18 protein-coding genes are annotated in these 23,152 nt (G+C 46.9%); 13 read left to right on the top strand and 5 right to left on the bottom strand.

Annotation, left to right across the window (positions count from 1 at the left end; all coding sequences use genetic code 11):
* Window positions 1-16: 16 nt before the first annotated feature.
* Both AZF00_RS18755 and AZF00_RS18750 read left to right on the top strand, forming a co-directional pair.
* Window positions 17-1,897 (top strand): putative bifunctional diguanylate cyclase/phosphodiesterase, encoded by a 1,881-nt coding sequence (locus AZF00_RS18755; RefSeq protein WP_008253122.1) that lies wholly within the window; start codon window positions 17-19, stop codon window positions 1,895-1,897.
* Between the two features lie 149 nt (window positions 1,898-2,046).
* Window positions 2,047-2,292 carry a YebG family protein gene (locus AZF00_RS18750; protein WP_008253121.1) on the top strand — a complete coding sequence of 82 codons (246 nt, stop codon included), beginning with the start codon at window positions 2,047-2,049 and terminating at the stop codon, window positions 2,290-2,292.
* A gap of 48 nt (window positions 2,293-2,340) precedes the next feature.
* On the opposite strand, the gene djlA is transcribed toward AZF00_RS18750, so the two are convergent.
* Window positions 2,341-3,135: a co-chaperone DjlA gene (gene djlA, locus AZF00_RS18745; RefSeq protein ID WP_008253119.1), complete on the bottom strand. Its 795-nt coding sequence runs from the start codon at window positions 3,133-3,135 to the stop codon at window positions 2,341-2,343.
* Window positions 3,136-3,271: 136 nt separating this feature from the next.
* Here djlA and glyQ point away from each other — a divergent pair, with 136 nt between their 5' ends.
* The 3 genes from glyQ (at window position 3,272) to AZF00_RS18730 (ending at window position 7,112) form a co-directional block, all read left to right on the top strand.
* Complete coding sequence (gene glyQ, locus AZF00_RS18740; protein WP_008253117.1) at window positions 3,272-4,213, top strand: glycine--tRNA ligase subunit alpha; 942 nt, start codon at window positions 3,272-3,274, stop codon at window positions 4,211-4,213.
* Window positions 4,213-6,297, top strand: coding sequence for a glycine--tRNA ligase subunit beta (gene glyS, locus AZF00_RS18735; protein WP_008253115.1), 2,085 nt, complete (start codon window positions 4,213-4,215; stop codon window positions 6,295-6,297). Before glyQ ends, glyS begins: the two co-directional genes overlap by 1 nt.
* Window positions 6,298-6,371: 74 nt before the next feature.
* Window positions 6,372-7,112, top strand: a complete 741-nt coding sequence (locus tag AZF00_RS18730) for a lysophospholipid acyltransferase family protein (RefSeq protein ID WP_008253113.1) — start codon at window positions 6,372-6,374, stop codon at window positions 7,110-7,112.
* 118 nt (window positions 7,113-7,230) lie between these two features.
* On the opposite strand, the gene gyrB is transcribed toward AZF00_RS18730, so the two are convergent.
* The 4 genes from gyrB to dnaA all read right to left on the bottom strand — a co-directional run bounded on the left by gyrB (window position 7,231) and on the right by dnaA (window position 13,825).
* A complete protein-coding gene (gene gyrB / locus AZF00_RS18725; RefSeq protein ID WP_008253111.1) occupies window positions 7,231-9,648 on the bottom strand; it encodes a DNA topoisomerase (ATP-hydrolyzing) subunit B in 2,418 nt (805 codons plus the stop codon).
* 139 nt (window positions 9,649-9,787) lie between these two features.
* On the bottom strand, window positions 9,788-10,960 hold the full coding sequence (recF, locus tag AZF00_RS18720) for a DNA replication/repair protein RecF (RefSeq protein WP_040804074.1): 1,173 nt from the start codon (window positions 10,958-10,960) through the stop codon (window positions 9,788-9,790).
* A gap of 123 nt (window positions 10,961-11,083) precedes the next feature.
* Window positions 11,084-12,193: a DNA polymerase III subunit beta gene (gene dnaN, locus AZF00_RS18715; protein WP_008253107.1), complete on the bottom strand. Its 1,110-nt coding sequence runs from the start codon at window positions 12,191-12,193 to the stop codon at window positions 11,084-11,086.
* 114 nt (window positions 12,194-12,307) lie between these two features.
* A complete protein-coding gene (dnaA, locus tag AZF00_RS18710; protein WP_062384779.1) occupies window positions 12,308-13,825 on the bottom strand; it encodes a chromosomal replication initiator protein DnaA in 1,518 nt (505 codons plus the stop codon).
* Window positions 13,826-14,314: 489 nt separating this feature from the next.
* Between dnaA and rpmH the strand changes: the two genes are divergently transcribed.
* The 8 genes from rpmH to AZF00_RS18680 all read left to right on the top strand — a co-directional run bounded on the left by rpmH (window position 14,315) and on the right by AZF00_RS18680 (window position 23,039).
* The gene (gene rpmH / locus AZF00_RS19240) at window positions 14,315-14,452 is read left to right on the top strand and encodes a 50S ribosomal protein L34 (protein WP_008253103.1); all 138 of its coding nucleotides are present in this window, start codon (window positions 14,315-14,317) and stop codon (window positions 14,450-14,452) included.
* 31 nt (window positions 14,453-14,483) lie between these two features.
* The gene (gene rnpA, locus AZF00_RS18705) at window positions 14,484-14,861 is read left to right on the top strand and encodes a ribonuclease P protein component (RefSeq protein ID WP_008253101.1); all 378 of its coding nucleotides are present in this window, start codon (window positions 14,484-14,486) and stop codon (window positions 14,859-14,861) included.
* Window positions 14,862-14,866: 5 nt separating this feature from the next.
* On the top strand, window positions 14,867-15,130 hold the full coding sequence (gene yidD, locus AZF00_RS19235) for a membrane protein insertion efficiency factor YidD (RefSeq protein WP_082793702.1): 264 nt from the start codon (window positions 14,867-14,869) through the stop codon (window positions 15,128-15,130).
* The gene (gene yidC / locus AZF00_RS18700; protein WP_082793701.1) at window positions 15,123-16,793 is read left to right on the top strand and encodes a membrane protein insertase YidC; all 1,671 of its coding nucleotides are present in this window, start codon (window positions 15,123-15,125) and stop codon (window positions 16,791-16,793) included. The genes yidD and yidC overlap by 8 nt, the downstream gene beginning before the upstream one ends.
* 8 nt (window positions 16,794-16,801) lie before the next feature.
* Window positions 16,802-18,169 (top strand): tRNA uridine-5-carboxymethylaminomethyl(34) synthesis GTPase MnmE, encoded by a 1,368-nt coding sequence (gene mnmE / locus AZF00_RS18695; RefSeq protein ID WP_008253095.1) that lies wholly within the window; start codon window positions 16,802-16,804, stop codon window positions 18,167-18,169.
* A 143-nt stretch (window positions 18,170-18,312) separates the two neighbouring features.
* Window positions 18,313-20,214, top strand: a complete 1,902-nt coding sequence (locus AZF00_RS18690; protein WP_197465696.1) for a TonB-dependent receptor plug domain-containing protein — start codon at window positions 18,313-18,315, stop codon at window positions 20,212-20,214.
* Between the two features lie 24 nt (window positions 20,215-20,238).
* A complete protein-coding gene (locus AZF00_RS18685) occupies window positions 20,239-21,102 on the top strand; it encodes a hypothetical protein (RefSeq protein ID WP_062384774.1) in 864 nt (287 codons plus the stop codon).
* A 5-nt stretch (window positions 21,103-21,107) separates the two neighbouring features.
* Entirely contained in the window at window positions 21,108-23,039 is a 1,932-nt protein-coding gene (locus tag AZF00_RS18680; protein ID WP_062384771.1) for a response regulator, read from the top strand.
* Window positions 23,040-23,152: the final 113 nt, after the last annotated feature.

The raw sequence follows: 23,152 nt of genomic DNA, 5'->3' as shown, positions 1-23,152 counted from the left end.
TTTAACTAGGTGAGTCATGGGCTATCTTGTTTTGGCCGTAAGCTTGTTAATGTCTGTCGCACTGGCGGCTGCGAGCTATTTTGGGCTAAAAACAACGTATCAACCCGCGTTACTCGCGCTTGCTGTTCTTAGCAGCTGCACTTTACTGTTAAGCGCGGGGTTTAGTGTTTACGTCGAAATATTGCGCCGACGCGCAGCGTGGCTTCAGACAGAAAACCACAAATTAGCGCTCCTCCTTGAGCATGGTTCTTCGGCGATGCTACTCCTCAACACCGATTTTGTGCCCGAATATATAAATTACCGCCACCCCACTTTAGAAAAGCTAAACGCAGAGCATTCCGGCGACCTCATTAACATCCAAAAGTGGAAAAAATACCTCGCACCAGAAACCCGGCAGCGAATTCGCGAAGCGATAACAGACGGAGTTGTTTGGCAGGGCGAATTGCGTTTCGACAATTCAGAGCGCGATCATTATCTATCGACAATTGTTTCGCCAGTCTTAAATCAAGCCGGTGAACTCAATAAAATTGTGGTGTGCTGTGAAGACATTTCTGAGCACAAGGCCATTGCTGACCGCCTATTTATTCGCGAGCACTACAATGTATTAACCGGCTTGCCCAATCGTCAATTCGCGCTGCGCAGTTTGCATGCGGCAATTGATGAATGTTCGGCGCAACAACAAAAATTTATTTTAATTTATATTGATTTAGATCGAATTCGTTATATTAACGAGTCTTTGGGACACCATGTCGTCGATAAAATTCTTATTGAGACGGCCGAACGTCTGCGACGCAGCGTGCGCGACGAACATATTCTTGCCCACCTTGGGGCAGATGAATTTTTAATTATTCTCGACGCTGGCAGCTGTCACGACGAAGCAAGCATTCAGGTCGACAGCCTGCTCGATCGCTGCCGCGCGCCTTTTTATATAGAGCAACACGAAGTCACTATTTCGGCCAGTATTGGCCTCAGTCAATACCCTGAAGATGGTGTCGACGCTAACACCCTCATGCGCCGCGCGGAGGCGGCCATGTTCGACGCGAAAAATCAGGGCGGCGATCGCTTCAGTTTTTACAATGAAAACATGAGTGATCAAGCCGACCGGCGCTTAGAGATGGAGCATCAGCTGCGCCATGCCATAGCCCGCAAGGAGTTCGAACTTTATTACCAGCCCGTCATTAATCTTCGCGACAATCAATTGATCGGCGTTGAAGTATTACTGCGCTGGAAAAACGAGAAACTTGGCCAGCCAGGCCCCGATGAATTCATTCTCATCGCCGAGCACAGCGGCCAAATAGTGACTATTGGCAATTGGGTGCTTGAGCAGGCCTGCCAGCAAATCATGACATGGTCACGGGCGGGCTTCCCAGCCCTGAATGTCGCGGTAAATATCTCGAGTAAGCAATTTATCGACGGCGATATTTTAGCGAGTGTCGATCACGCGCTAAAGCAAAGTGGCCTGCCAGCGGCACAACTTGAACTGGAAATTACCGAAGGCTTATTACTCAACGACACACCGGCTATTCGCGATATATTCAAGCAGCTAAAAAAGTTTGGCGTGCACTTATCTCTTGACGATTTTGGCACCGGTTACGCTTCCTTGAGCTATCTCAAGCGCTACCCCTTCGACACCCTAAAAATTGATCGCAGCTTTGTGAAAGACATTGATAACTGCCAAGACAGTATTACCCTGACTAACGCCATTATCGCGATGGCTCACAGTTTTGGTATGCGAGTGATTGCTGAGGGGGTCGAAAATTTAAATCAACGCCGTATTCTTCGCGAGCGGCATTGCGATATGGTCCAGGGCTACCTGTATTCTCCCGCCTTAGCCGCCGATGATTTTTTAGACTGGGCAAAACGCTATAGCGAAATGCAGCATAGCAAGCATGTATAAGCTCCGCGACCGCGCTGGTAAATTCGCCGCACTTGCATCAATAGCTGTATTTATATACAGTACCAAGTAACCGATAAATACCGTTCAACAAGTAAACGAGGTGGAGTATGGCGGTAGTAGCGAAGTGGATGTGTGATAGGGACAATAGTATGTTTGACAACAAAAAAGACGCTGACGCCTATGACAAAATGCTGGAATTGGCAGAGGGTTTTGCCGCCTTGTTGCAGCAGCATATACCGAGTGTCGACGAGGCCCAGGCGGAAGAGTTTGGTATTTTCCTGTCTAAAAACAAAGAGGCGGTAATGCAAGCTTGTAAAGGTAGGGTAGAAGCGCTGAGTGAAATCGACAGCGACGCTAGCCCCAGCAATGTTAGCCCACTCGCGGCCCAAGCTTAAATATCAGTGTGTGATGCGCAGCTACGCTAGCTGCGCATCGTCTTGTCACTAGCGCTTGCGGCTGTCTTTAATCAGCTCATAAGCCGCCTGGATCTCTTGGGCTTTTTCAGTCGCAATTTTCATCATATCTTCCGGCACACCTTTGGCAATCAATTTATCAGGGTGGTGCTGGCTCATCAATTTTCGGTAGGCGCGCTTTATTTCGGCGTCAGTCATTGCCTCTGTTACGCCAATCGCCTTGTAAGCCGCCTGTAATTCACTGGCACTGCTGCGCGCTGATTGCTGGCCACCAGCGCCACGACCGTGGAACTGGCGCTGGGCCATCGCCATATCCAGTAAGCGCTGAAAGTCTCGAGCTGACACGCCGATATAGCCTGCAACCCGCAATAAAATAGCTTTTTCCGCTGAGTCAACTTCCCCGTCGGCCAAAGCCATTGTCAACAAGGCTTCCAACAACATTTGCCGCAGCAAGGGCTGAGTTCTCGCCACCAACATAAAGTCGGATATTTGTGGTTCTAATTCAAACTCGTCGGCGCTGCCTTCTTTAAATAAAGTAATTGCTTCCTGACGCCGTGCTCCAGTCAAACCAAACTGGGCGATAATCGCCTCAGCCTGAGCCACTTCAGATTCACACACCCGACCATCGGCCTTTGCCACATGGCCCATCACCCTGAAGACGGTTTCAAACAACACGCCCTGTATGCGTTCACGTTCGGCGCCATAATTAAAGCCCATGGCTTGTTTCAGGCCGCGATCAAACATCACCCCGACACCAAAGCCCAAGAGCGCAAACAGTGGGCCGCCCATTAAAAAGCCCAAAAATGCGCCTATAAATTTTGCCATTGCCATCATTCCTATTAAATCTAAGGACCGATCATAACAAGTCGGTATGGCCGTCGGCTAGAATCATCCTTAGCCTTAGCCCACAGCCTCGCAACTCTGTATAATTCCTGTCTTTGTTTATTTAATGGGGAAGACCGTGAGCAAGGCAGACGTCAGCACCTTTCAAGGGCTAATCTTGGCATTGCAACAATACTGGGCCGAGCATGGCTGCGTGTTATTACAGCCGCTGGACATGGAAGTTGGTGCGGGCACCTTTCATCCCGCCACCTTTTTACGCGCTATTGGTCCAGAAACATGGAATGCCGCCTATGTTCAGCCCTGTCGTCGTCCCACAGACGGCCGCTACGGCACCAACCCCAATCGCCTGCAGCACTATTATCAGTTTCAGGTGATTATGAAGCCCTCGCCAGCCAATATTCAGGATTTGTATTTAGACTCTCTGAAAATGCTCGGCATAGACCCCCAAGTGCACGATATCCGCTTTGTTGAAGACAACTGGGAATCGCCAACCCTCGGTGCCTGGGGCTTGGGTTGGGAAGTGTGGCTAAACGGCATGGAAGTCACCCAGTTCACCTATTTCCAACAAGTTGGCGGTCTAGAGTGCTATCCGGTCAGCGGCGAGATCACCTATGGCCTAGAGCGCATTGCTATGTACCTGCAGGGCGTGGACAGTATTTACGACTTGGTGTGGACCAAAGGGCCTGCTGGGGACGTGACCTACGGTGATGTTTTCCACCAGAACGAAGTAGAGATGTCGCACTTTAATTTTGAAGAGGCCGATGTAGAACAGTTGTTTGCGCAATTTGACCACTGTGAAGCCGAAAGTCAGCGCCTGATAGAAAAAGGGCTGCCCTTACCGGCATATGAAATGGTGATGAAAGCTTCCCATGCCTTTAACCTCTTAGATGCCCGCCATGCAATTTCTGTTACCGAGCGCCAGCGTTTCATCCTAAGAGTGCGAAGCTTAGCCCGCGCCGTTGCCCAAGCTTATTTTGATGCCCGTCAAAAACTCGGTTTTCCGCTTGCCCCGGCGCATCTTCGCGACGAAGTTCTAGCTGCAGCCGAGGAGAAGAAATAATGAGCGCACGCGATCTATTAATCGAAATTGGTACCGAAGAGCTGCCGCCGAAAGCCTTAAAGACCTTGTCCGCTGCGTTCAGCGAAAGCATTTCCGCGCAGCTCGCCGGTAAAGAATTAAGCTTTACACATTTAAAAAGTTTCGCCACACCACGTCGCTTGGCCGTGCTAATTAGCGACTTGGCAGAGCGCGCGCCAGACCGAGAAATTGAGATTTGGGGCCCACCGGCGAAAGTCGCCTTTGACTCAGCCGGCAAGCCAACCAATGCCGCAATGGCCTTCGCCAAGAAGAACCAGCTAAACAGTGATGAGCTACAGAGTCACATTGCCAACGATGGTAAACAGGATAAGCTTTGCTATCGCAGTCGCGTTAGCGGCGCCATGAGTAAAGATATTATTGGCGAACTCATCAACACCGCGCTGGCGGGCCTGCCTATTGCAAAGCGCATGCGCTGGGGTGCTTCACGTGCCGAGTTTGTTAGGCCAATCCACTGGCTGTGTATTGTTTACGGTGACGAGGCTATCTCGGAAACTATTTTTGACTTGCACGCCGACAGATTCAGCCGTGGCCATCGCTTTCATTGCAACGAAACCTTAAGTATCAACAATGCCGCCGACTACGAAACGCTTTTGCGCGAGCAGGGTAAAGTCATAGCGGATTACGATGTTCGTCAACAAGACATCCGCCAACAAGTCATTGCTTTAGGTGAGAGCTTAGGCGGTAGCGCCGTCATCGACCCAAAACTCTTAGATGAAGTCACCTCTTTGGTTGAATGGCCAGTGGCCCTAGCCGGAAGCTTTGAAGATCGCTTTTTGAAAGTGCCACCTGAAGCACTTATCTCATCGATGAAAGAGCACCAGAAATATTTTCACGTTGTAAATTCTAACGGCGATCTTATGCCGAATTTTATAACTGTGGCGAATATTGAAAGCCGCGACCCGCAGAAGGTTATTGACGGCAACGAACGTGTTATACGTCCCCGTCTAAGCGACGCCGCATTCTTCTTTGAAACAGATTGTAAAATCAGTCTTGAAAGCCGTCGCGAGCGTCTGCGCAATATTGTTTTTCAAGCAAAGCTCGGTACGATCTTTGATAAAACTGAACGTGTCGCCGCATTAAGCGCAGCAATAGCCAAACTCCTTAACACAGATCCCAGTAACGCGGTGCGGGCAGCCACGCTGTGCAAGAGTGATCTTGTCACCGAGATGGTACTTGAATTCGACGACCTGCAGGGCATCGCCGGCTACTACTACGCACGGAACGACGGTGAAGCCGACGACGTTGCCCTAGCAATGAACGAGCAGTATATGCCTCGCTTTGCTGGCGACACCTTACCAACAACGCTCACCGGTACTATTGTAGCCCTCGCCGACCGGCTCGATACCATCTGCGGTATTTTTGGTATTGGTCAAATTCCCACGGGCTCCAAAGATCCCTTTGCACTGCGACGCGCGTCTCTCGGTGTCTTAAGGCTGATTACTGAAAACCAACTCGATCTCGATTTGAAACAATTAATCGATCTCGCCATTGCGCAGCACCAAACGATTAACGCGGGCGATAAGCTCAGCGCTACTGTGCTCAGTTATATTCTCGAGCGCTTAAAAGCGGGCTATGAAGACAATGGTATCACCGCCGAAGTGTTTATGGCGGTCAGCGCAAAGCAACTGAGCAAGCCTCTGGATATTGATCAGCGTGTTAATGCGGTGCAGGCCTTCACCAAACTACCCGAGGCCGCTGCCCTTGCCGCCGCCAACAAACGCGTGTCCAATATATTGGCCAAGGCGGAAGGGCAGTTACCTGGGCAGATCGACACCAGTTTATTGGTGGAGGCGGCCGAGCAAATTCTCGCTCAGCAACTTAATGAGCAGCATGCCATTGTGGCACCGCTATTCGCTGCCGCACGCTTTGAAGAGGGCCTGAAGTCCCTCGCTGGCTTGCAAACCGCCGTCGATGACTTTTTTGACAAAGTAATGGTGAACGCGGAGGACCCCGCCTTAAAAAATAATCGCTTAGCGTTGCTTACGCAGCTACAGGGCTTATTTCTAGAGGTAGCGGATATATCCCAGTTAGTCGCCAGTAAGTAAACTGTTAACCCCACCATCTACTCTGGTGGGGTTTGTCGACCTGGGTATTTTGCAGCTTAAGGACAGAATTTTTGATGACGCTTTTAGCAAATGCACTCTGCGCAATACGTTCAGCGCTATTCTTTTTTGGCTTAGGCTTAGTCACTATTTTTATAAGCCTGAGCGGCATACTTTTTACGTGGTTTTTGCCCTTCCACATACGCGGTCGCTATTTTGTTTTGGGAAATGCCGCCATTATCTTTTTGCTGAAAGTCTGCTGCGGTGTAAAAACCGAAGTGCACGGCAAATTGCCAACAGATCGACCCTTTGTCGCAATGGCCAAACACCAAAGCCAGTGGGAAACGTTTTACCTGCAGTGGAGCCTATTCCCAGTCGCTACCGTGGTGAAGCTCGAACTCTTAAGCATCCCCTTTTTTGGTTGGGCACTGCGCTTTATGAATGCCATCGGTATAGATCGCAGCAATCCGCGCTCCGCTATGCGGGAACTCAACGCCAAGGGTTTAAGTCGCCTAAGAAACAATTATAGCCTGCTAATTTTTCCTGAAGGCACCCGCACCTTGCCCGGCGTTCGTGGCCACTACGCCCGCAGTGGTGCCAGCATTGCTATTGCAGCTGGAGTACCGGTTTTGCCGATCGCGCATAACGGTGGCCTGGTTTGGCCTACTAAAAGCCTGTTAATTCGGCCGGGAACAGTAAGCCTAGTGATTGGCGACGCAATTCCCAGTACCGGTCGGGAAAGCCGCGAACTCACCCTAGAAGTAGAAAACTGGATTGAGGACCAATGCGCAAAAATGCCGCAACAACGACAGCCTTAAGCGTCACCCGTCTAAAAAACAGCATGGAATTCTATAGCAGTAAAAGGAAGTAAGACGAGTAAGAGGAGGGGCCAGCGTTAAAGCCCAACCTATACGCAGGTTGAGCTTTAAAACGGTTTTAGATATCGAGGTTCGCCACCTTTAAGGCATTAGTTTCGATAAATTCACGACGTGGCTCAACATGGTCACCCATAAGCGTGGTAAATATCTGATCTGCTGCAACAGCATCTTCAATAGTCACCCGCAACATACGCCGCGCATCTGGGTCCATGGTAGTTTCCCACAATTGCTCTGGGTTCATCTCACCCAAGCCTTTATAGCGTTGAACATTCAGTCCGCGCTCAGCCTGTGCCATAAGCCACGTTATCACCTCATCAAACTCAGTGACTTCAAGACGCTTTTCACCACGCTGAATATAGGCACCGTCTTCGAGTAGGCCGTTAATACTTTCCCCCAAGCCAAGGATCGCTTGATAGTCGGCAGACTTAAAGAAATCACGCCCAAAGAGATAGTGATCACTTACTCCGTGAGAAATAATATCCACACCTGGCAAGAAGATATGCAGCTCTGGGTCCTCCATGATTCGAACATCATAACGGTGCTGCTGGTCTTTCTGCTCTAGCTCAACCGTCACTTCCGCCAAGCCCTCACACCATTTTGCGACCACTGCGCGATCAGCCAAATCTTCTACAGCCAAACGGGGAAGGTAGGTAAGTTCACGCAATATTCCAGCCGGATACAAGCGTGATAGACGCTTAATAATGCCATCGATTTTACGATACTGGGTTATAAGCTCTTCTAAACCAGCGCCGCCAATCGGGGCCGCTTCCGGGTTCACATAAAGAGCCGCACCCTCAAGTGCATTCTGTGTTAAATAATTTGCGAAGGCTGGTTCATCTTTTAAATATTGGTGCTGCTTTCCCCGACCAATTTTAAACAGCGGTGGCTGGGCAATAAAGATATGGCCATTTTCTATTAAAGACGGCATTTGCCTAAAAAAGAAGGTAAGCAACAGGGTACGGATGTGAGACCCATCGACGTCAGCGTCCGTCATAATAATAATACTGTGGTAGCGTAGCTTCTCGAGATTAAACTCGTCTTTGCCGATACCGCAACCTAATGCGGTTACGATAGTACCGACTTCGACAGAAGAGATCATTTTATCGAAACGCGCTTTTTCGACGTTTAATATCTTACCTTTAAGCGGCAATATCGCCTGGGTGCGGCGATCGCGACCCTGCTTTGCTGAGCCACCTGCCGAATCACCCTCGACCAGATAGAGTTCGGAGAGGGCGGGGTCTTTTTCTTGGCAATCTGCCAATTTACCCGGTAAGCCTGCGATATCCAGAGCGCCCTTACGACGCGTCATTTCTCGTGCCTTACGCGCAGCTTCGCGGGCCCGTGCGGCGTCCATCATCTTCTGGACAATCAGTTTGGCTTCGTTTGGGCTTTCCATAAGGAAATCGCCAAATTTAGCCGTCATCGCCTGCTCAACAATGGTTTTTACTTCGCTAGATACGAGTTTGTCTTTGGTTTGCGACGAAAACTTTGGGTCAGGAACTTTAACTGACACAACAGCGGTAAGGCCTTCACGTGCATCATCACCTGTAGTTGCAACTTTAGCCTTTTTAGCCAAGCCTTCGCGTTCAATATAGGTGTTCAAGTTTCTGGTTAAACCCGCTCGGAAACCCGCCAAATGGGTGCCACCATCACGCTGGGGAATGTTATTGGTAAAGCAGTAGAGGTTTTCCTGGAAGCCATCATTCCACTGTAACGCCACTTCTACCACGACGCCGTCTTGCTCTGTCGTGAAGTGGAAGACTTTATTAACCGGTGTTTTATTCGTATTCAGATATTCCACAAAGGCGCTTAAGCCGCCTTCATAGCAAAAACTTTCTGTCTTACCGTCACGCTCATCGAGTAACTCGATTTTAATGCCGGAGTTAAGGAAGGCGAGCTCTCGAATTCGCTTAGCCAAAATATCAAAATGGAATTCAATATTCGTAAAGGTAGCGGCTGATGGTTTAAAACGAATCTCAGTACCGGTTCTTTCGGTATCACCAATGATTTTCAGCGGCTCTTGGGGTACACCGTGCTTATAAAGCTGTTCATGTACTTTTCCGCCGCGACGAATCGTCAGCATCAACTCTTCAGATAGCGCATTTACAACAGAGACACCCACGCCATGCAAACCACCAGAGACTTTATAGGTGTTGTCGTCGAATTTACCACCAGCGTGAAGCACCGTCATGATGACTTCAGCGGCAGTAACGCCTTCATCATGCATCTCAGTAGGTATGCCACGGCCGTCATCCGATACCGATATAGATTCATCGGCATGAATTACCACGCGAATTTTACTGCAATGGCCCGCTAAGGCTTCATCAATCGAGTTATCCACGACCTCAAACACCATGTGGTGCAAGCCTGACCCGTCGTCTGTGTCCCCGATATACATACCGGGGCGTTTCCTTACTGCATCCAAGCCTTTAAGTACTTTGATACTTGAAGAATCGTAAGCTTTATTCTCAGTCATTTATAAAACCTCTTACGCCTGACGAGCAGGCGAGAACTTATTGTTGTACTGCAGCACAGACTGCCAATTTCTATCACCAAACCAAACACTACCGGTATTTAGCCTGACACACCCTCGATTAACGAACTTATAATCGCAATTACATTAACGGCGTAACGATGCCATGTTCCACGTGAAACCTTTTCAAGGGCTTGTCGCGACACCAATCATTATGTAAGTCTGACTCCTTAACAGCCGTCGCAAAAACCTGAACATCTAAATCTACCAATTCGGAAAAGACAGCTCTACACCGCCCCTCATCGAGTTCTGCCGCTAAGTCGTCAATCAAAAAAACTGTCGGAATGCCTTGATCCAACAGCACTTTTGATTGCGCCAACTTCAGAGCGCAAACGATGGTCTTAATTTGACCTCGAGACAACACCTCTCCAGCCCTAAGTTTGCCGCACTTCAAATCGATATCTGCGCGATGGGGCCCACTACGAGTAAAGCCCGCGCGGAGGTCTTGCGCCACGTCGTCCTTTAATACCTCGGCATAGCCACGCTCATCAAAATCCTTCCACCCACCAAAGAACTCTAAGCTCAGCGCGGGCATTGAATCAGGCACTAAACCATCCAAACCGGAAAACACCACACTGTTACGTAAAAGCTGGCGATATACACTGTCAAAGGCGATCGCTAACTCGTCAAAATGGCGCAGCCGCGCAGCCGTGATAAGCGCCGCTGTCGTCGACAATTCAGCATCCCAAGGCGCGAGTGCTGCAGCGTCTATATTACCACGTCTGAGCAGAGAATTACGCTGTTGTAGCGCCTTCCTGTACCGCGGCCACAACTCAAAAAAACCTGAATGTTTCACGTGGAACACTCCCCAGTCTAAGAATTGTCGCCGAACACCGGGGCTCCCTTCGAGCAGTTCGAAGCTCGCCGGGTTAATAACTTGAACAGGAAGAACCCCAGCCAATTGACCTACCGACCCAAGCTTCTCGCCATTAACCTTAACAAGCACCAAATCTTGACGAGATCGCCGAACGCCAATCGAGGAAATATCTTCTGGCGGCTGCTGCGCGCAATTACGCTTGCGCCCAACTGCGTCAAATTCGCCGCGAACAGTTAAGGCGTCTTGATCAAATGAAATGACGGTTTGCATTTTTCGAGAACGGAAGGAGCGAGTGAGGGCCAAGGTATGTATAGCCTCCAATATACTCGTCTTACCACTTCCGTTAAGACCGTGTATAAAATTGAAATCCTGAAAATCAATCAAACTGGTCGATTTTAAGTTTCTAAAACTATGAATGTTGAGTTTACGTATACGCACTTAAATCAACACCAAAGACGAGGCTTTCATACAGAAGGGAAGGGTGGGGCGCATACAGCACCCCATTTTATTGTATGTGGCAGAGCAAATATCACAGTGCAAGGAGAGAACGACAGGCCTCACTTAAAGCCGCATTGGCATCACAACGTACTGGCAATCGCTGCCATCGGATTCTTCAACCAACGCCGAACTATTAGCGTCAGACAGCGAGAATCGCGCCGTTTCCCCATGAATTGCCGACAGGACATCCAGCAAATAGCTAACATTAAAGCCGATTTCAAGGTTTTCGCCCTGATAATCAACTGCAACCGTTTCCTCAGCTTCCTCTTGCTCCGGGTTATTGGCAACGATCCGAAGCTCACCATTGCTTAGTAACATCCGTATACCGCGGTACTTCTCATTTGAAAGTATCGCGGTTCTTGCAAACGCCTGACGCAGATCAGCCCGTGACCCCAGGACCACTTTAGTACTACCGCGAGGCAAAACTCGCTCATAATCTGGAAACTTGCCGTCAATAAGCTTAGAGGTAAAGGTAAAATCTTTAGTAATAACCCGAATATGATTACTACCAATAATAACTTCTGCCTCTTCCTCTTCATTGATCAATAACCGTGCTAACTCCACTACACCCTTGCGCGGAACAATAACTTGAGCGCCTTGCTCTACGTTAATATCGCCGACATAGGTCGCCATCGCCAAGCGGTGGCCATCGGTAGCAACTAAGCGCAACTGACCATTGGTGAGTTCGAATAACATGCCGTTTAAATAATAACGGACGTCCTGTTGTGCCATTGCGAAGCTAGTGCGCTCAATTAAACGCTTTAACTCCCCTTGCTTTAAGGTAAATACCTGACCGCCCTTAGCCTGATCTACACTGGGAAAATCATTTGCAGGGAGAGTAGAGAGCTGAAAGCGACTACGTCCAGACTTTATAATTAGCTTCTGATCATCCAGTTGCAGATTAATATCAGAGCCGTCGGGAAGGGCTTTACAAATATCCACCAGTTTTTTCGCTGGGATAGTAATTTCACCAAGACTTTGTATCGCCCCTTCGGGCAACTGAACCCGACCAATAAGCTCAACCTCGAGATCTGTCCCCGTAAGCGCCAACTCCTGGCCCGCTAAAACCAGCTGAACGTTCGCCAAAATAGGTAGTGTTTGACGACGCTCGACTACACCTGCCACTAAATTTAAGGGCTTAATCAACGCTTCCCGCGAAATCGAAAATTTCATGCTTTCGGTTCCTGTTCCTTATCATAAATCTCAAGGTTGGTGGCCTTAAAACGACTTTCCACCAAAAACACCCGACCATTGTATTACTTTATTATATAAAGCCGCTTTAAGACATCAGCTTGTAAGCAGGCGGATCAAATTTTGATAATCTTCTCTCATATCGCCGTCGGTTTCCCGAAGTTCTTTGATCTTTCTGCATGCATGTAAGACTGTCGTGTGATCCCGACCGCCAAAGCCCTCACCAATTTCTGGAAGACTGTGATTTGTTAACTCTTTAGACAGCGCCATAGCTACCTGCCTAGGCCTCGCTACCGACCGACTCCTACGCTTGGACATTAAGTCCGCCATTTTAATTTTGTAATACTCAGCCACGGTGCGCTGAATATTGTCCAAGCTCACTTGCTTATCTTGCAGCGCCAATAAATCTTTCAACGATTCTTTGATTAAAGGAATATCAATAGGCTTAGCCATAAATCGCGAGCTAGCAATAACCCGCTTAAGCACGCCTTCAAGCTCTCTCACATTAGAGCGTACCCGCTGGGCGATAAAAAACGCGGCGTCTGATGGCAGGTCAGTCTTATCCTGCTCCGCCTTCTTCATTAGTATCGCAACACGGGTTTCTAATTCGGGCGGCTCTACCGCCACTGTAAGTCCCCAACCAAAACGCGATTTAAGACGCTCCTCTAGGCCTTTAATCTCTTTGGGATAACGGTCGCAAGTCAAAATCATTTGCTGACCACCTTCTAGCAAGGCGTTAAATGTGTGAAAAAACTCTTCTTGCGAGCGGTCTTTGCCGGAAAAGAACTGAATATCGTCTATCAGTAAGGCGTCTACCGAACGATAATAGCGTTTAAATTCGTTTATTGCGTTTAATTGCAAGGCCTTTACCATATCGGCCACAAAGCGCTCTGAATGCAGATAAACGACCTTGGCATTCGGGTTTTGCTGCATCAACGAATTCCCAACCGCATGCATCAAATGGGTCTTTCCTAAACCTACACCACCATACAAAAACAATGGGTTATAGCCCCGACCAGGGTTGCTAGCAACCTGACTCGCTGCCGCTCGCGCTAACTGATTCGACTTACCCTCAACAAACGTATCAAAGGTGTAGCCCTCCATTAAGGAGCTCTGGTGCCGTATTCCGCCTTCAACCTCAACTTGCCGCTGGCCACCAATATTTTGCGACGAGGTAATAATCCCCGGTGCCTGAGGTCTCGCAATACTTGAGTCTGGCTGCTGATGTTGCTGGTGTGCAGAAACACCCGGGGGGCTCTGCCGCGAATCCGGAGAATAGCCGCCGACAACATGGGCACCCTGCGTAAACGGCTGCGCAGATACCGGCGCATTTTGCCTAACGGCCGTATTGCGTACCTGGGGCGACTGCCGATCTATAACCCCCAGCTCAACAGCCATTTTACGATCCGAGGGGGACAATTCTGCGACTAACTCAATAATCCGCGCAAAAAAACGATCGTTCACCCAATCTCTTACAAAGCGGTTAGGCGCAGACAGCGAAATCAGATCGCCAGCAAGTTCAACCTGTAATGGCCTAATCCAGGTATTAAATTGCTGCGCTGGCAATTCGTCTTGCAAATGTGCAATACATTTCTGCCAAGTAGCTTCCGACAACGCTGTTCTCCAAAATAGTGTAGAAAAAGACAAAAACCGCTTTTACCTTTTTATTAGCACCAAATATCCATGTGCAGCTGCATTGCGCAGGCTTAGCAACAACAGTAAATAAAGCGAATTTTATGAGCTGCTATTCTACTCCCCATAAACAAAGTTATCCACAAAATATCATAAATATTATTTCACACCCTCTGAAAAACTCCTTCTTTTTCAATGCGATAAACAATAAGCATGACAACTCCAGCGAAAAACTATCCCCTCACTCACTCTGTGGATAACTATGCAAAACCACTGTGGATAAGCTTTTGACAAGCTGTGCCCAACTATCAAAACAATAAATATCCAAAAGCATCGCGCCAACCACGACAAAGCATTGCTATTAAGCGTAATGTCCACTAAAATTCGCGATCCGATTTTTCGCTGTATTGGGCTTACAAACTCGAACAGCGCCGACTGCTATGTCGGCTAATTTAGTCAAGGTCAGAGATCATGAGCAAAAGAACATTTCAACCAAGCAATCTGAAAAAAGCCCGCAACCACGGTTTTCGTGCACGTATGGCTACCAAGAACGGCCGCAAGCTGATCAACCGTCGTCGTGCTAAAGGCCGTGCGGTACTGTCAGCTTAAATTTTAGACCTGTAATATCACTGGCAACGCAGTGAGTTTTCAATTTGAAAAAGCACTGCGCCTGCTAAACGCCAGCGAATACCAAGCGGTGTTTGATGAGTCGCGCCTGAAAGTTTCCTCTGCTGAAATATTGTTTTTAGCGCGGAAAAATAATTTAGATCGCCCGCGACTGGGTTTAGTGATTGCGAAGAAAAATGTGCGCCTGTCCGTTCAGCGCAATAGAGTAAAACGCAACGTCAGAGAAACCTTCAGGCATAATCAAGCTAATTTGAAGGGTATCGATGTTATCGTGCTCGCTCGACGTGGTCTTGACCAACTTGATAACGCCCAAATGCAAGAAATCTGTAATCAGCTTTGGCTGCAATTAGAAAAACGAGCTGAAAAGCGCTTCCGTCAGCGAGAGGGTTAAATACTATGCAGCGGTTGCTTATCGCCTGCATTTCGTTCTACCGCCTGTTTATCAGTCCGCTGATGGCTCCGCACTGTCGTTTTTATCCTAGCTGCTCCAGTTACGCCATCGACGCAATAAAGCACCACGGCGCACTCCGTGGCGGCTATTTAGGTATTAAACGTCTGCTCCGCTGCCACCCCTTTAGCCGCGGTGGCTACGATCCTGTACCATCCTGTCACTGTCATCCAACCGAACTCAAACTTTCAAGGCATTCAAGCAATGATTGATATTCAGCGCTATCTCCTTATCGCCGCCATCGCTGCCCTCTCTTTTATGTTATTGATTGAGTGGAAAAATTTTGAGGGGCCAGAAACCGTTATTGCCAGCTCCACCGCCGCTAATAAGGCCGCATCACCGGTAACGAGCAGTGGCGATAGCGATCTACCGATTCTCAATCAAAATACTGAGAGCAGTAGCTTAGCGCCAACCACTAACAACAGCAGCGGCGTCATTACTGTCAGCACTGACGTTCTAAATATTAAAATCGATCTACATGGTGGCGATATTGTCTACGCTGGTTTACCTGCATACACGGCTAACCTAGAGTCAGACGACCCTTTTGTTATTCTAGAAAGTAACGAGAGCCGCGATTACATCGCCCAAAGCGGCTTAATCGGTCAAAATGCGACGGATACATCTAAGGGCCGCCCACAGTTTATAGCCAACGCCGACAGCTATGAGCTTGCCGACGGTGGCGAATCTATTAATGTCGACCTTCACTACCAGTACAGCGATCAAATCAACATCGTCAAGCGCTTCCACTTCAAGCGTGGCGAATACCTGATTAAAATTGAATACCTGATCGACAACCAAAGCGATTCAACATTTCAAGCAAGCTTCTTCGGTCAGTTAAAGCGCGGCAATAGCACCGACCCGAGCGTTGACGGCGAAGGCGGTATGTTTGCGATGAAACCCTTTATGGGCGTTGCTTATGCCGATAATGAAGACAAATACACCAAATTGGCCTTCGCCAAAATGAAAGACAAGCCTCTAAAAACCGCGGTCAATGGCGGTTGGATCGGCATTATCCAACACTATTTCCTAAGTGCATGGGTACCCAACCCTGAAAGCGTTAACGAACTCAGCACCATTGTTACTAAGCAGGGCATAAATATTGCCCGCGTTACCAGCCCCGCCGTAACAGTTGAACCCCGCAGCCAAGGTAGCGTTGCTGCTTCTTTTTATACCGGCCCAAAAGACCAGTATCGCTTACAGGAAATCTCACCTGGCCTAGAGTTAACCGTTGACTACGGCTTTCTGTGGTGGATTGCGCAGCCTTTATTCTGGTTGCTCACCAAAATCCACGGCGTGCTTGGCAACTGGGGGTTCGCCATTATTGGCTTAACAATGTTAGTAAAAGCGGCCTTCTTCCAGCTTAACGCCAAAGCATTTACCTCTATGGCCAATATGCGCAAAGTTCAGCCTAAGTTAGTAGAACTTAAGGAGCGCTACGCCGACGATCGCCAAAAGCAATCACAGGCCATGATGGAGCTTTATAAAACTGAGAAAATAAACCCACTTGGCGGCTGCTTGCCAATGGTCGTGCAAATGCCGGTATTTATGGCCCTATACTGGGTATTAATGGAAAGCATTGAGCTACGCCACGCACCGTTCATTTTGTGGATTGATGACTTGTCGGCAATGGACCCCTATTTCATTTTGCCCTTAGTGATGGGCGTCTCCATGTTCATCCAGCAACGTCTCAATCCGCCGCCGCCAGACCCAATGCAAGCTAAAATTATGCAGTGGATGCCGGTGGTGTTTACCTTTTTCTTCCTCTTCTTCCCCGCAGGCTTAGTCTTGTACTGGGTGGTTAACAACACCTTATCGATTATTCAGCAGTATTTTATTACCAAACGTATTGAGAAGAGTGGGCTAACCACCCGCTGATAGCCGCTATGCAAACCAGCTATCAAGATACGATTGCCGCAATCGCCACGCCTCCCGGAAAAGGCGGCGTAGGCATTGTTAGGGTATCTGGCCCTCAAGCCCAAGAAATTGGCCACCGCCTACTTGGCAAAGCAGACCTAAAACCGCGCTACGCCCACTACGGCAGCTTTTATGAAGCCAGCGATGACGGCCCGCGCAGCCTAGATCAAGGCATCGCGCTCTATTTCCCTGGCCCCAACTCCTTTACTGGCGAAGACGTTCTTGAGCTGCAAGGTCACGGCGGCCCAATTATTCTTGACTGTCTACTGCGTGAAGTTATAAAAGCCGGCGCCAGAATAGCGAGACCGGGTGAGTTTTCAGAGCGTGCTTTCCTCAATAACAAGATTGATCTCGCTCAGGCAGAAGCAATTGCCGACTTAATTGATAGCGCGTCAGAACAAGCCGCCCGTCAGGCAGTACGCTCCTTAGAAGGTGAATTCAGCAAAGAGATAAACCAGCTGGTAGAAGCCATTACCCAGCTTCGTATCTATGTTGAAGCCGCAATCGACTTCCCCGAAGAGGAAATCGATTTCATAAGCGACGGTCGTGTTGCCAGCGAACTAAGCGCCATAAAACAAAATCTCGAACGAGTTTTCGCCTCAGCGAAACAAGGCAGCATCCTCCGCGAAGGTATGACGGTTGTCATCGCAGGCAGACCCAATGCCGGTAAATCCAGCCTATTAAATGCGCTTGCTGGCAGAGAATCCGCTATCGTCACCAATATTGCGGGCACCACCCGAGATGTTTTAAGAGAAAATATCCTCATAGATGGCATGCCCTTACACATCATTGATACCGCAGGTTTACGCGACAGCGAAGATTTGGTCGAACAAGAGGGGATAAAGCGCGCTTGGACCGAAATAGCCAATGCCGACCGTATTCTACTCGTTATAGACAGTCAAACCGCCGAAGCAGAAAGCGACGCCATACCCAGCGAATTACAGCCTTTTATCGACCAACAAAAACTCAGCATCATCTACAATAAATGCGACCTGTCTGGCCATCAAGTAGCCATTGATAATAGTGAAATTTCGCGGATATACCTATCAGCAAAACACGCAAAAGGTATCGATCTCCTTCGTGAGCACCTAAAATCCTGCGTTGGCTATAACGACGGCGATACGCCTTTTATCGCACGACGACGTCACATTGAAGCGCTAAACCTCGGTCGTGAGCACATCCACGCTGGTGAGCAACAACTGCTCAATTACAATGCTGGGGAATTATTGGCTGAAGAACTAAGAATAGCCCAACAGGCCTTGGCAGAGATCACTGGCGAATTCAGCTCCGACGATCTACTAGGTCGAATTTTTTCCAGCTTTTGTATCGGTAAATAAGCCCCCGATCACCCACAAGCAATAGTCAAAATCCCCATATTAACGCTACACTGAATACCTCCTAAAAAAAACAAGGGTAGCGGATGTACAGCGCACGTAAATATCAGTTTGTTCTACCAAGCTTTGTTATTCTAAGCCTAGCGATGCCGCTACACGCAAGCTTTCTAACAAATGAAGAATTGCCCATCGTGTTAACGCCAGCTCGACTTAAGCAAAATCGCAGCGAAGTACCTGCGAGCGTGAGTGTTATTGACCGCGACATGATAGACGCATCTGGCCTACGGGAAATACCGGAATTATTTCGACTCATCCCCGGCACCTCTGTTGGTGCTCGCGACGGTTGGAATTATGTCGTTAGTTATCACGGCAGCAATTACCGCGACTCCAGACGCATGCAAGTATTAATCGACGGTCGCTCAGTTTACCAAGCAGGCTTGGCGACCGTTGATTGGAATGATATCCCTATAACAATAGAAGACATTGAGCGTATTGAAGTCGTACGCGGTCCGGCTACCGCGAGTTACGGCGCCAATGCTTTTCTCGGTGTAATTAATATTATTACACGCCATCCCGCTGATATTGACCATTTAGAAGCCAGCGTCGAGCGAGGTTCAGAACATACCGAAAACTACCGGCTCAGCCACGCAGGTGAATATCTTGGCGGTCACTATCGCGTTAGCGTAGCCAGTCGCCATGACGACGGCTTTGATATAAGGAATAATGGTCAAGAGCGATTAGATAGCAAAACACTGCAACTCATTAATACGCGCTACGAGCGTCAATTAAATAGCGGGAGCTTAAGTCTAAGTTTAGGGTATAAGGAAGGACGTGTTACCGACGACTATTCAGATATCGATGTAACCTCGCCTGATAGCAAAGTTGATGATTATTATTTTTCTACAAAAATTGAAAATGAGCTCTCGGTATTCCATCACATTAAAGTCCAGTATGATTTTTCTGGCCAACAACAAATTCACCGTTGGACGGCAAAAATCCCACCCTATTATACTAACTTAAATCAAAATCCAGCCGATTTTATTCTTGTCGATGCCAACGAAGATCAGCAAGTAAATCGCCACGACATTGACTTCCAAGATACCTATATATGGAGCGAAAGCCTAAGGAGCGTTGCCGGAGTTCACTTAAAACAATCGCGAGTAAGCTCAGAAACATATTACGGAAGGACGCTTAAAAGTAATAATTATCAATTTTTTTATAACTTAGAAAAGAAATTGTCTGATAAATTTACAGTAAATAGCGGCGGTTCCTATGAATACCAAGAAGACATAGGAAAAAACTTCTCGCCACGTATTTCTTTCCACTACCACATAAATAAAAAAAATAGCCTCCGCTATATTTATTCAGAAGCTATAAGAACCCCTGATCTATTAGAAACATCAGCCAACTGGACCTACACAGGACGCAATGTAAGACCTCACAATGGCGGACCCACCACTGCGATTCTACTTCAAACTGCTCAAGGCAACCCAGATCTTAAACCTGAGTTAATACAGTCCCGAGAAATTGGCTATTACGGCAATTTCCCGGTTTTGCATTTACAATGGGACGTGAAAATTTTTAGCGACCAACTAGAGCAGTTAATGTCCAATTCCATCTCGCTAGCGCGATTTGACCCCATTAATGACGGCTACTTAAAGCAACAAGGAATAGAAACAGAGATCGATTATCGACCTAGCCACCAGTGGCTTATTCATGCTAATTACGCCTATATCACCGATGAATCAAATACTCTAACAGAAACGAGTTTCACTCCACGAAATTCCGCAAGCTTGCTACTTAGCTACAAATACAAGCCAGACCTACAAATATCAATATCAAAATATTACGCAAAGGAAATAGGAACAGCAGCTAATAAATTTTCTAGAACAGATATTATGATTAAAAAAATAATCAAACTTCGCAAAACTGAAATAGAATTAGGCTATGCGGGACAATATCGTCACGACGACGACAGCGAGTTATTAAGGGACAATATTTACAGTAATAAATTACGCCAATCAGTATCTGTAACACTTCGTTACTAATAAACCAAGGGTAAAGGATAGCTCTTGAAAAAGTTACTACATGGAATTTTACTTTTTTTAATCTTTATACCACAGGTGTTTAGTCAAATTAACAAGCCTGTGGTAGATCTAATATTGCCTACAGAAACTTCAGAACTTGAATACATTTCTAAAAAATTATCAAAAAACAATGCATTTAATGTAACAACTTACATCAACGCTTTACCAAAGGAAGAAAATCGCGGAGATTTACTAATAATAGTTTCCGACAAACTACTACCTCTAATGAACACTGACAGCTACCCAGCTAAATTTGCCTTATATGTAAACTCGCTAAATTTTAAAAGTAAAAACTTAAAGGCTAGCGCAGCACTATTCTCAGATCAGCCAATTCAACGCCAATTACTACTTTTATCTCATATATTTGACAAAAAAATAATAGTAGGAATACCTTACTACAACGATTTTTACAAAAGCGTATTAACAAAAGAAGCTGATAATTTTAACGATTTAGAATTTTTAATCGTCAAGACTGAAATAAACGATATTAGAACTGTAAGTAAAGTAATTCAAAATAGCGACGTACTGCTTGCCACTCCAGAGAAGAAAATTTATAACTCACAAACTATTCGCTCAATTTTATTAAGTAGTTATCGACATCAAACAGCAGTGATTGGGCCTAATGAAGGTTTTGTAACTGCGGGCGCATTAGCATCAGTGGCAAGCAGCTCCGATCAATATATTGACGAGTTAATAATTATGATAGAGGACTATATTGAAACTAAAAAATTACCGGAATCGAGGTATCCAAAAAATTTCATTATTAAAATAAATACACACGTTGCGGAATCCTTGGGCATTAGTATTTCAAGCGAAGATCAGCTTCTAAAAATAATGAAGGACGACTGAAAAAAATGAATGTCAGTCATTATTTCAAAAAGAATACTATATTTAGGCAAATTCTCATTGCCGTGCTAAGTCCAGCGCTCATTCTTTTTCTAGCGCTATTTGGCTATTCTCTTTTTGCGCGACTAAATGACGCCGTTCAAAGTCAAAATGAATTAGCAACACGTATTGCAGAAAATATTGCATCCGTGAGTGAGCTCGCAATTATCAGCGGGAGCGACGCACAACTATTGGATATTATGGCCTCAGCCTTAGACAGCGACATAACATCCATTACAATATTCAATGCCGAGTCAGGACATCATCTCATTCTTAACAACAACCAAAGTAATAGTATCGACCACAATGAAATAACTGTTCCCATTATTCAGCATAGCATTCCATTAGCAGACTCAATAACGGGAGAGAATATAAGTGAAGTAGAAGAAAAGACTATTGGCACAGTAAGTATTAAGCAGTCCCGAGATAAACTATTAAAACTACAACGGCAAATCATTAAGGTATCGAGCTTTATCGCATTTATCTCGATTTTAGTATGCATTTGTTTTGCGTGGTTTATTAGTCGACGATTTTCCCAGCCGCTAGCAGAAATAATTAGCCTCACAAAAAATATTACTGCAGGAAATTTCTATAAGCAGATCAGAAATATAAAGCCCGGCGAGCTTGGAGAATTACAGAGTCATGTCAATAACATGGCTAGGAGCATAGAAAAGCAACAACAAGAATTGAAAGATAATCTACAAAATCTACTTCAAGCAAAAGAGGAGGCCGATAAGGCCAATTTAGCAAAAAGCCAGTTCTTAGCCACGATGACCCATGAATTGCGAACGCCGCTAAATGGCGCTCTCGGAATGATGCAATTACTCTCTAATACCCAATTAAACGCTGAGCAAAACCATTACTTGCTTATTGCTAGGGAATCGAGCGAGCTGCTATTAAACATCGTCAATAATATTCTCGATTTTTCTGAAATTGAAAAAGGCGAACTACAGCTGCAAGAAAAGTACTTCGATATTAATGCTATTTTCGACAATCTTCTCACCCCGCTTAGTTATGAGGCCAAAAAGAAAGGTCTAGAATTTACTGCCCATATAGACCCTCAATTGAAAGATATTAACGTACTAGGTGATGACGTTCGTATTCGCCAGATCCTACTCAATCTGGTGGCAAATGCTGTTAAATTTACTCCGCAAGGGAGTGTAACTATTGCCCTAAACGCGCTCCAACTGACGGGCAAACAGGCAATTTTAGAATTGAAGGTCACTGACACAGGTATCGGAATTAGTGAAAAGGATCAGCAAATCATCTTTGATAGTTTCCGCCAGGCCGACGGTAGCCACCGTCGGAAATACGGTGGCTCAGGCCTCGGACTGGCTATAGTCCGCCGACTCTGCGACTTAATGAACGCCGACATAAGCCTAACAAGCACTGAAAATAAAGGCTCTGCTTTTACTATCCGTTGGTCATGTCCCTACCAAATAAGCAGTGATTTAGAGCACCACACGCTGCAGGAAGAGACGCTATTGGCCGGTAAAACGGTGCTAATAGTAGAAGACAATCCCATTAATCAACTCCTGGTCAGCAAGATCCTGCGACGCTGGGGCATGACGACTGTCACGACGGATAATGGCGCTGAAGCCCTTATCGCGATCGAGAAGCAGCGCTTTGACATCATCCTAATGGATCTCCAAATGCCGGTAATGGACGGATTTGAAGCAACCCAAGCGATTAGACGCCATGCACAATACCGTCATACCCCGATAATTGCCCTCACCGCGAATAATTTTAAAGACGATAGCGACTACTGTTTTCGTGTAGGAATGAACGATTTCCTTAGTAAACCGGTATCACTGACAAATTTAAAAGAAAAAATACGCTTCTGGCTGAGCAAAAGCCTTGGGACAAGCCTATCCGAGAGTGTGGATAAAGGGCCTGAATAAGCGTCATTATTCACAGGCTAACAAAAAGGTCGAAGTTATCCACATTTCACCCACAAGGCCTCCCCATGATCCTGACAAGCTCTCTGTGGATAAAACACCTAGTTATCATCTGT

The sequence above is a fragment of the Zhongshania aliphaticivorans genome (assembly GCF_001586255.1).
GTDB classification, from domain to species: domain Bacteria; phylum Pseudomonadota; class Gammaproteobacteria; order Pseudomonadales; family Spongiibacteraceae; genus Spongiibacter; species Spongiibacter aliphaticivorans.
The sequence above is the reverse complement of the archived record's forward strand: the minus strand, read 5'-3'. Positions and strand labels throughout refer to the sequence as shown.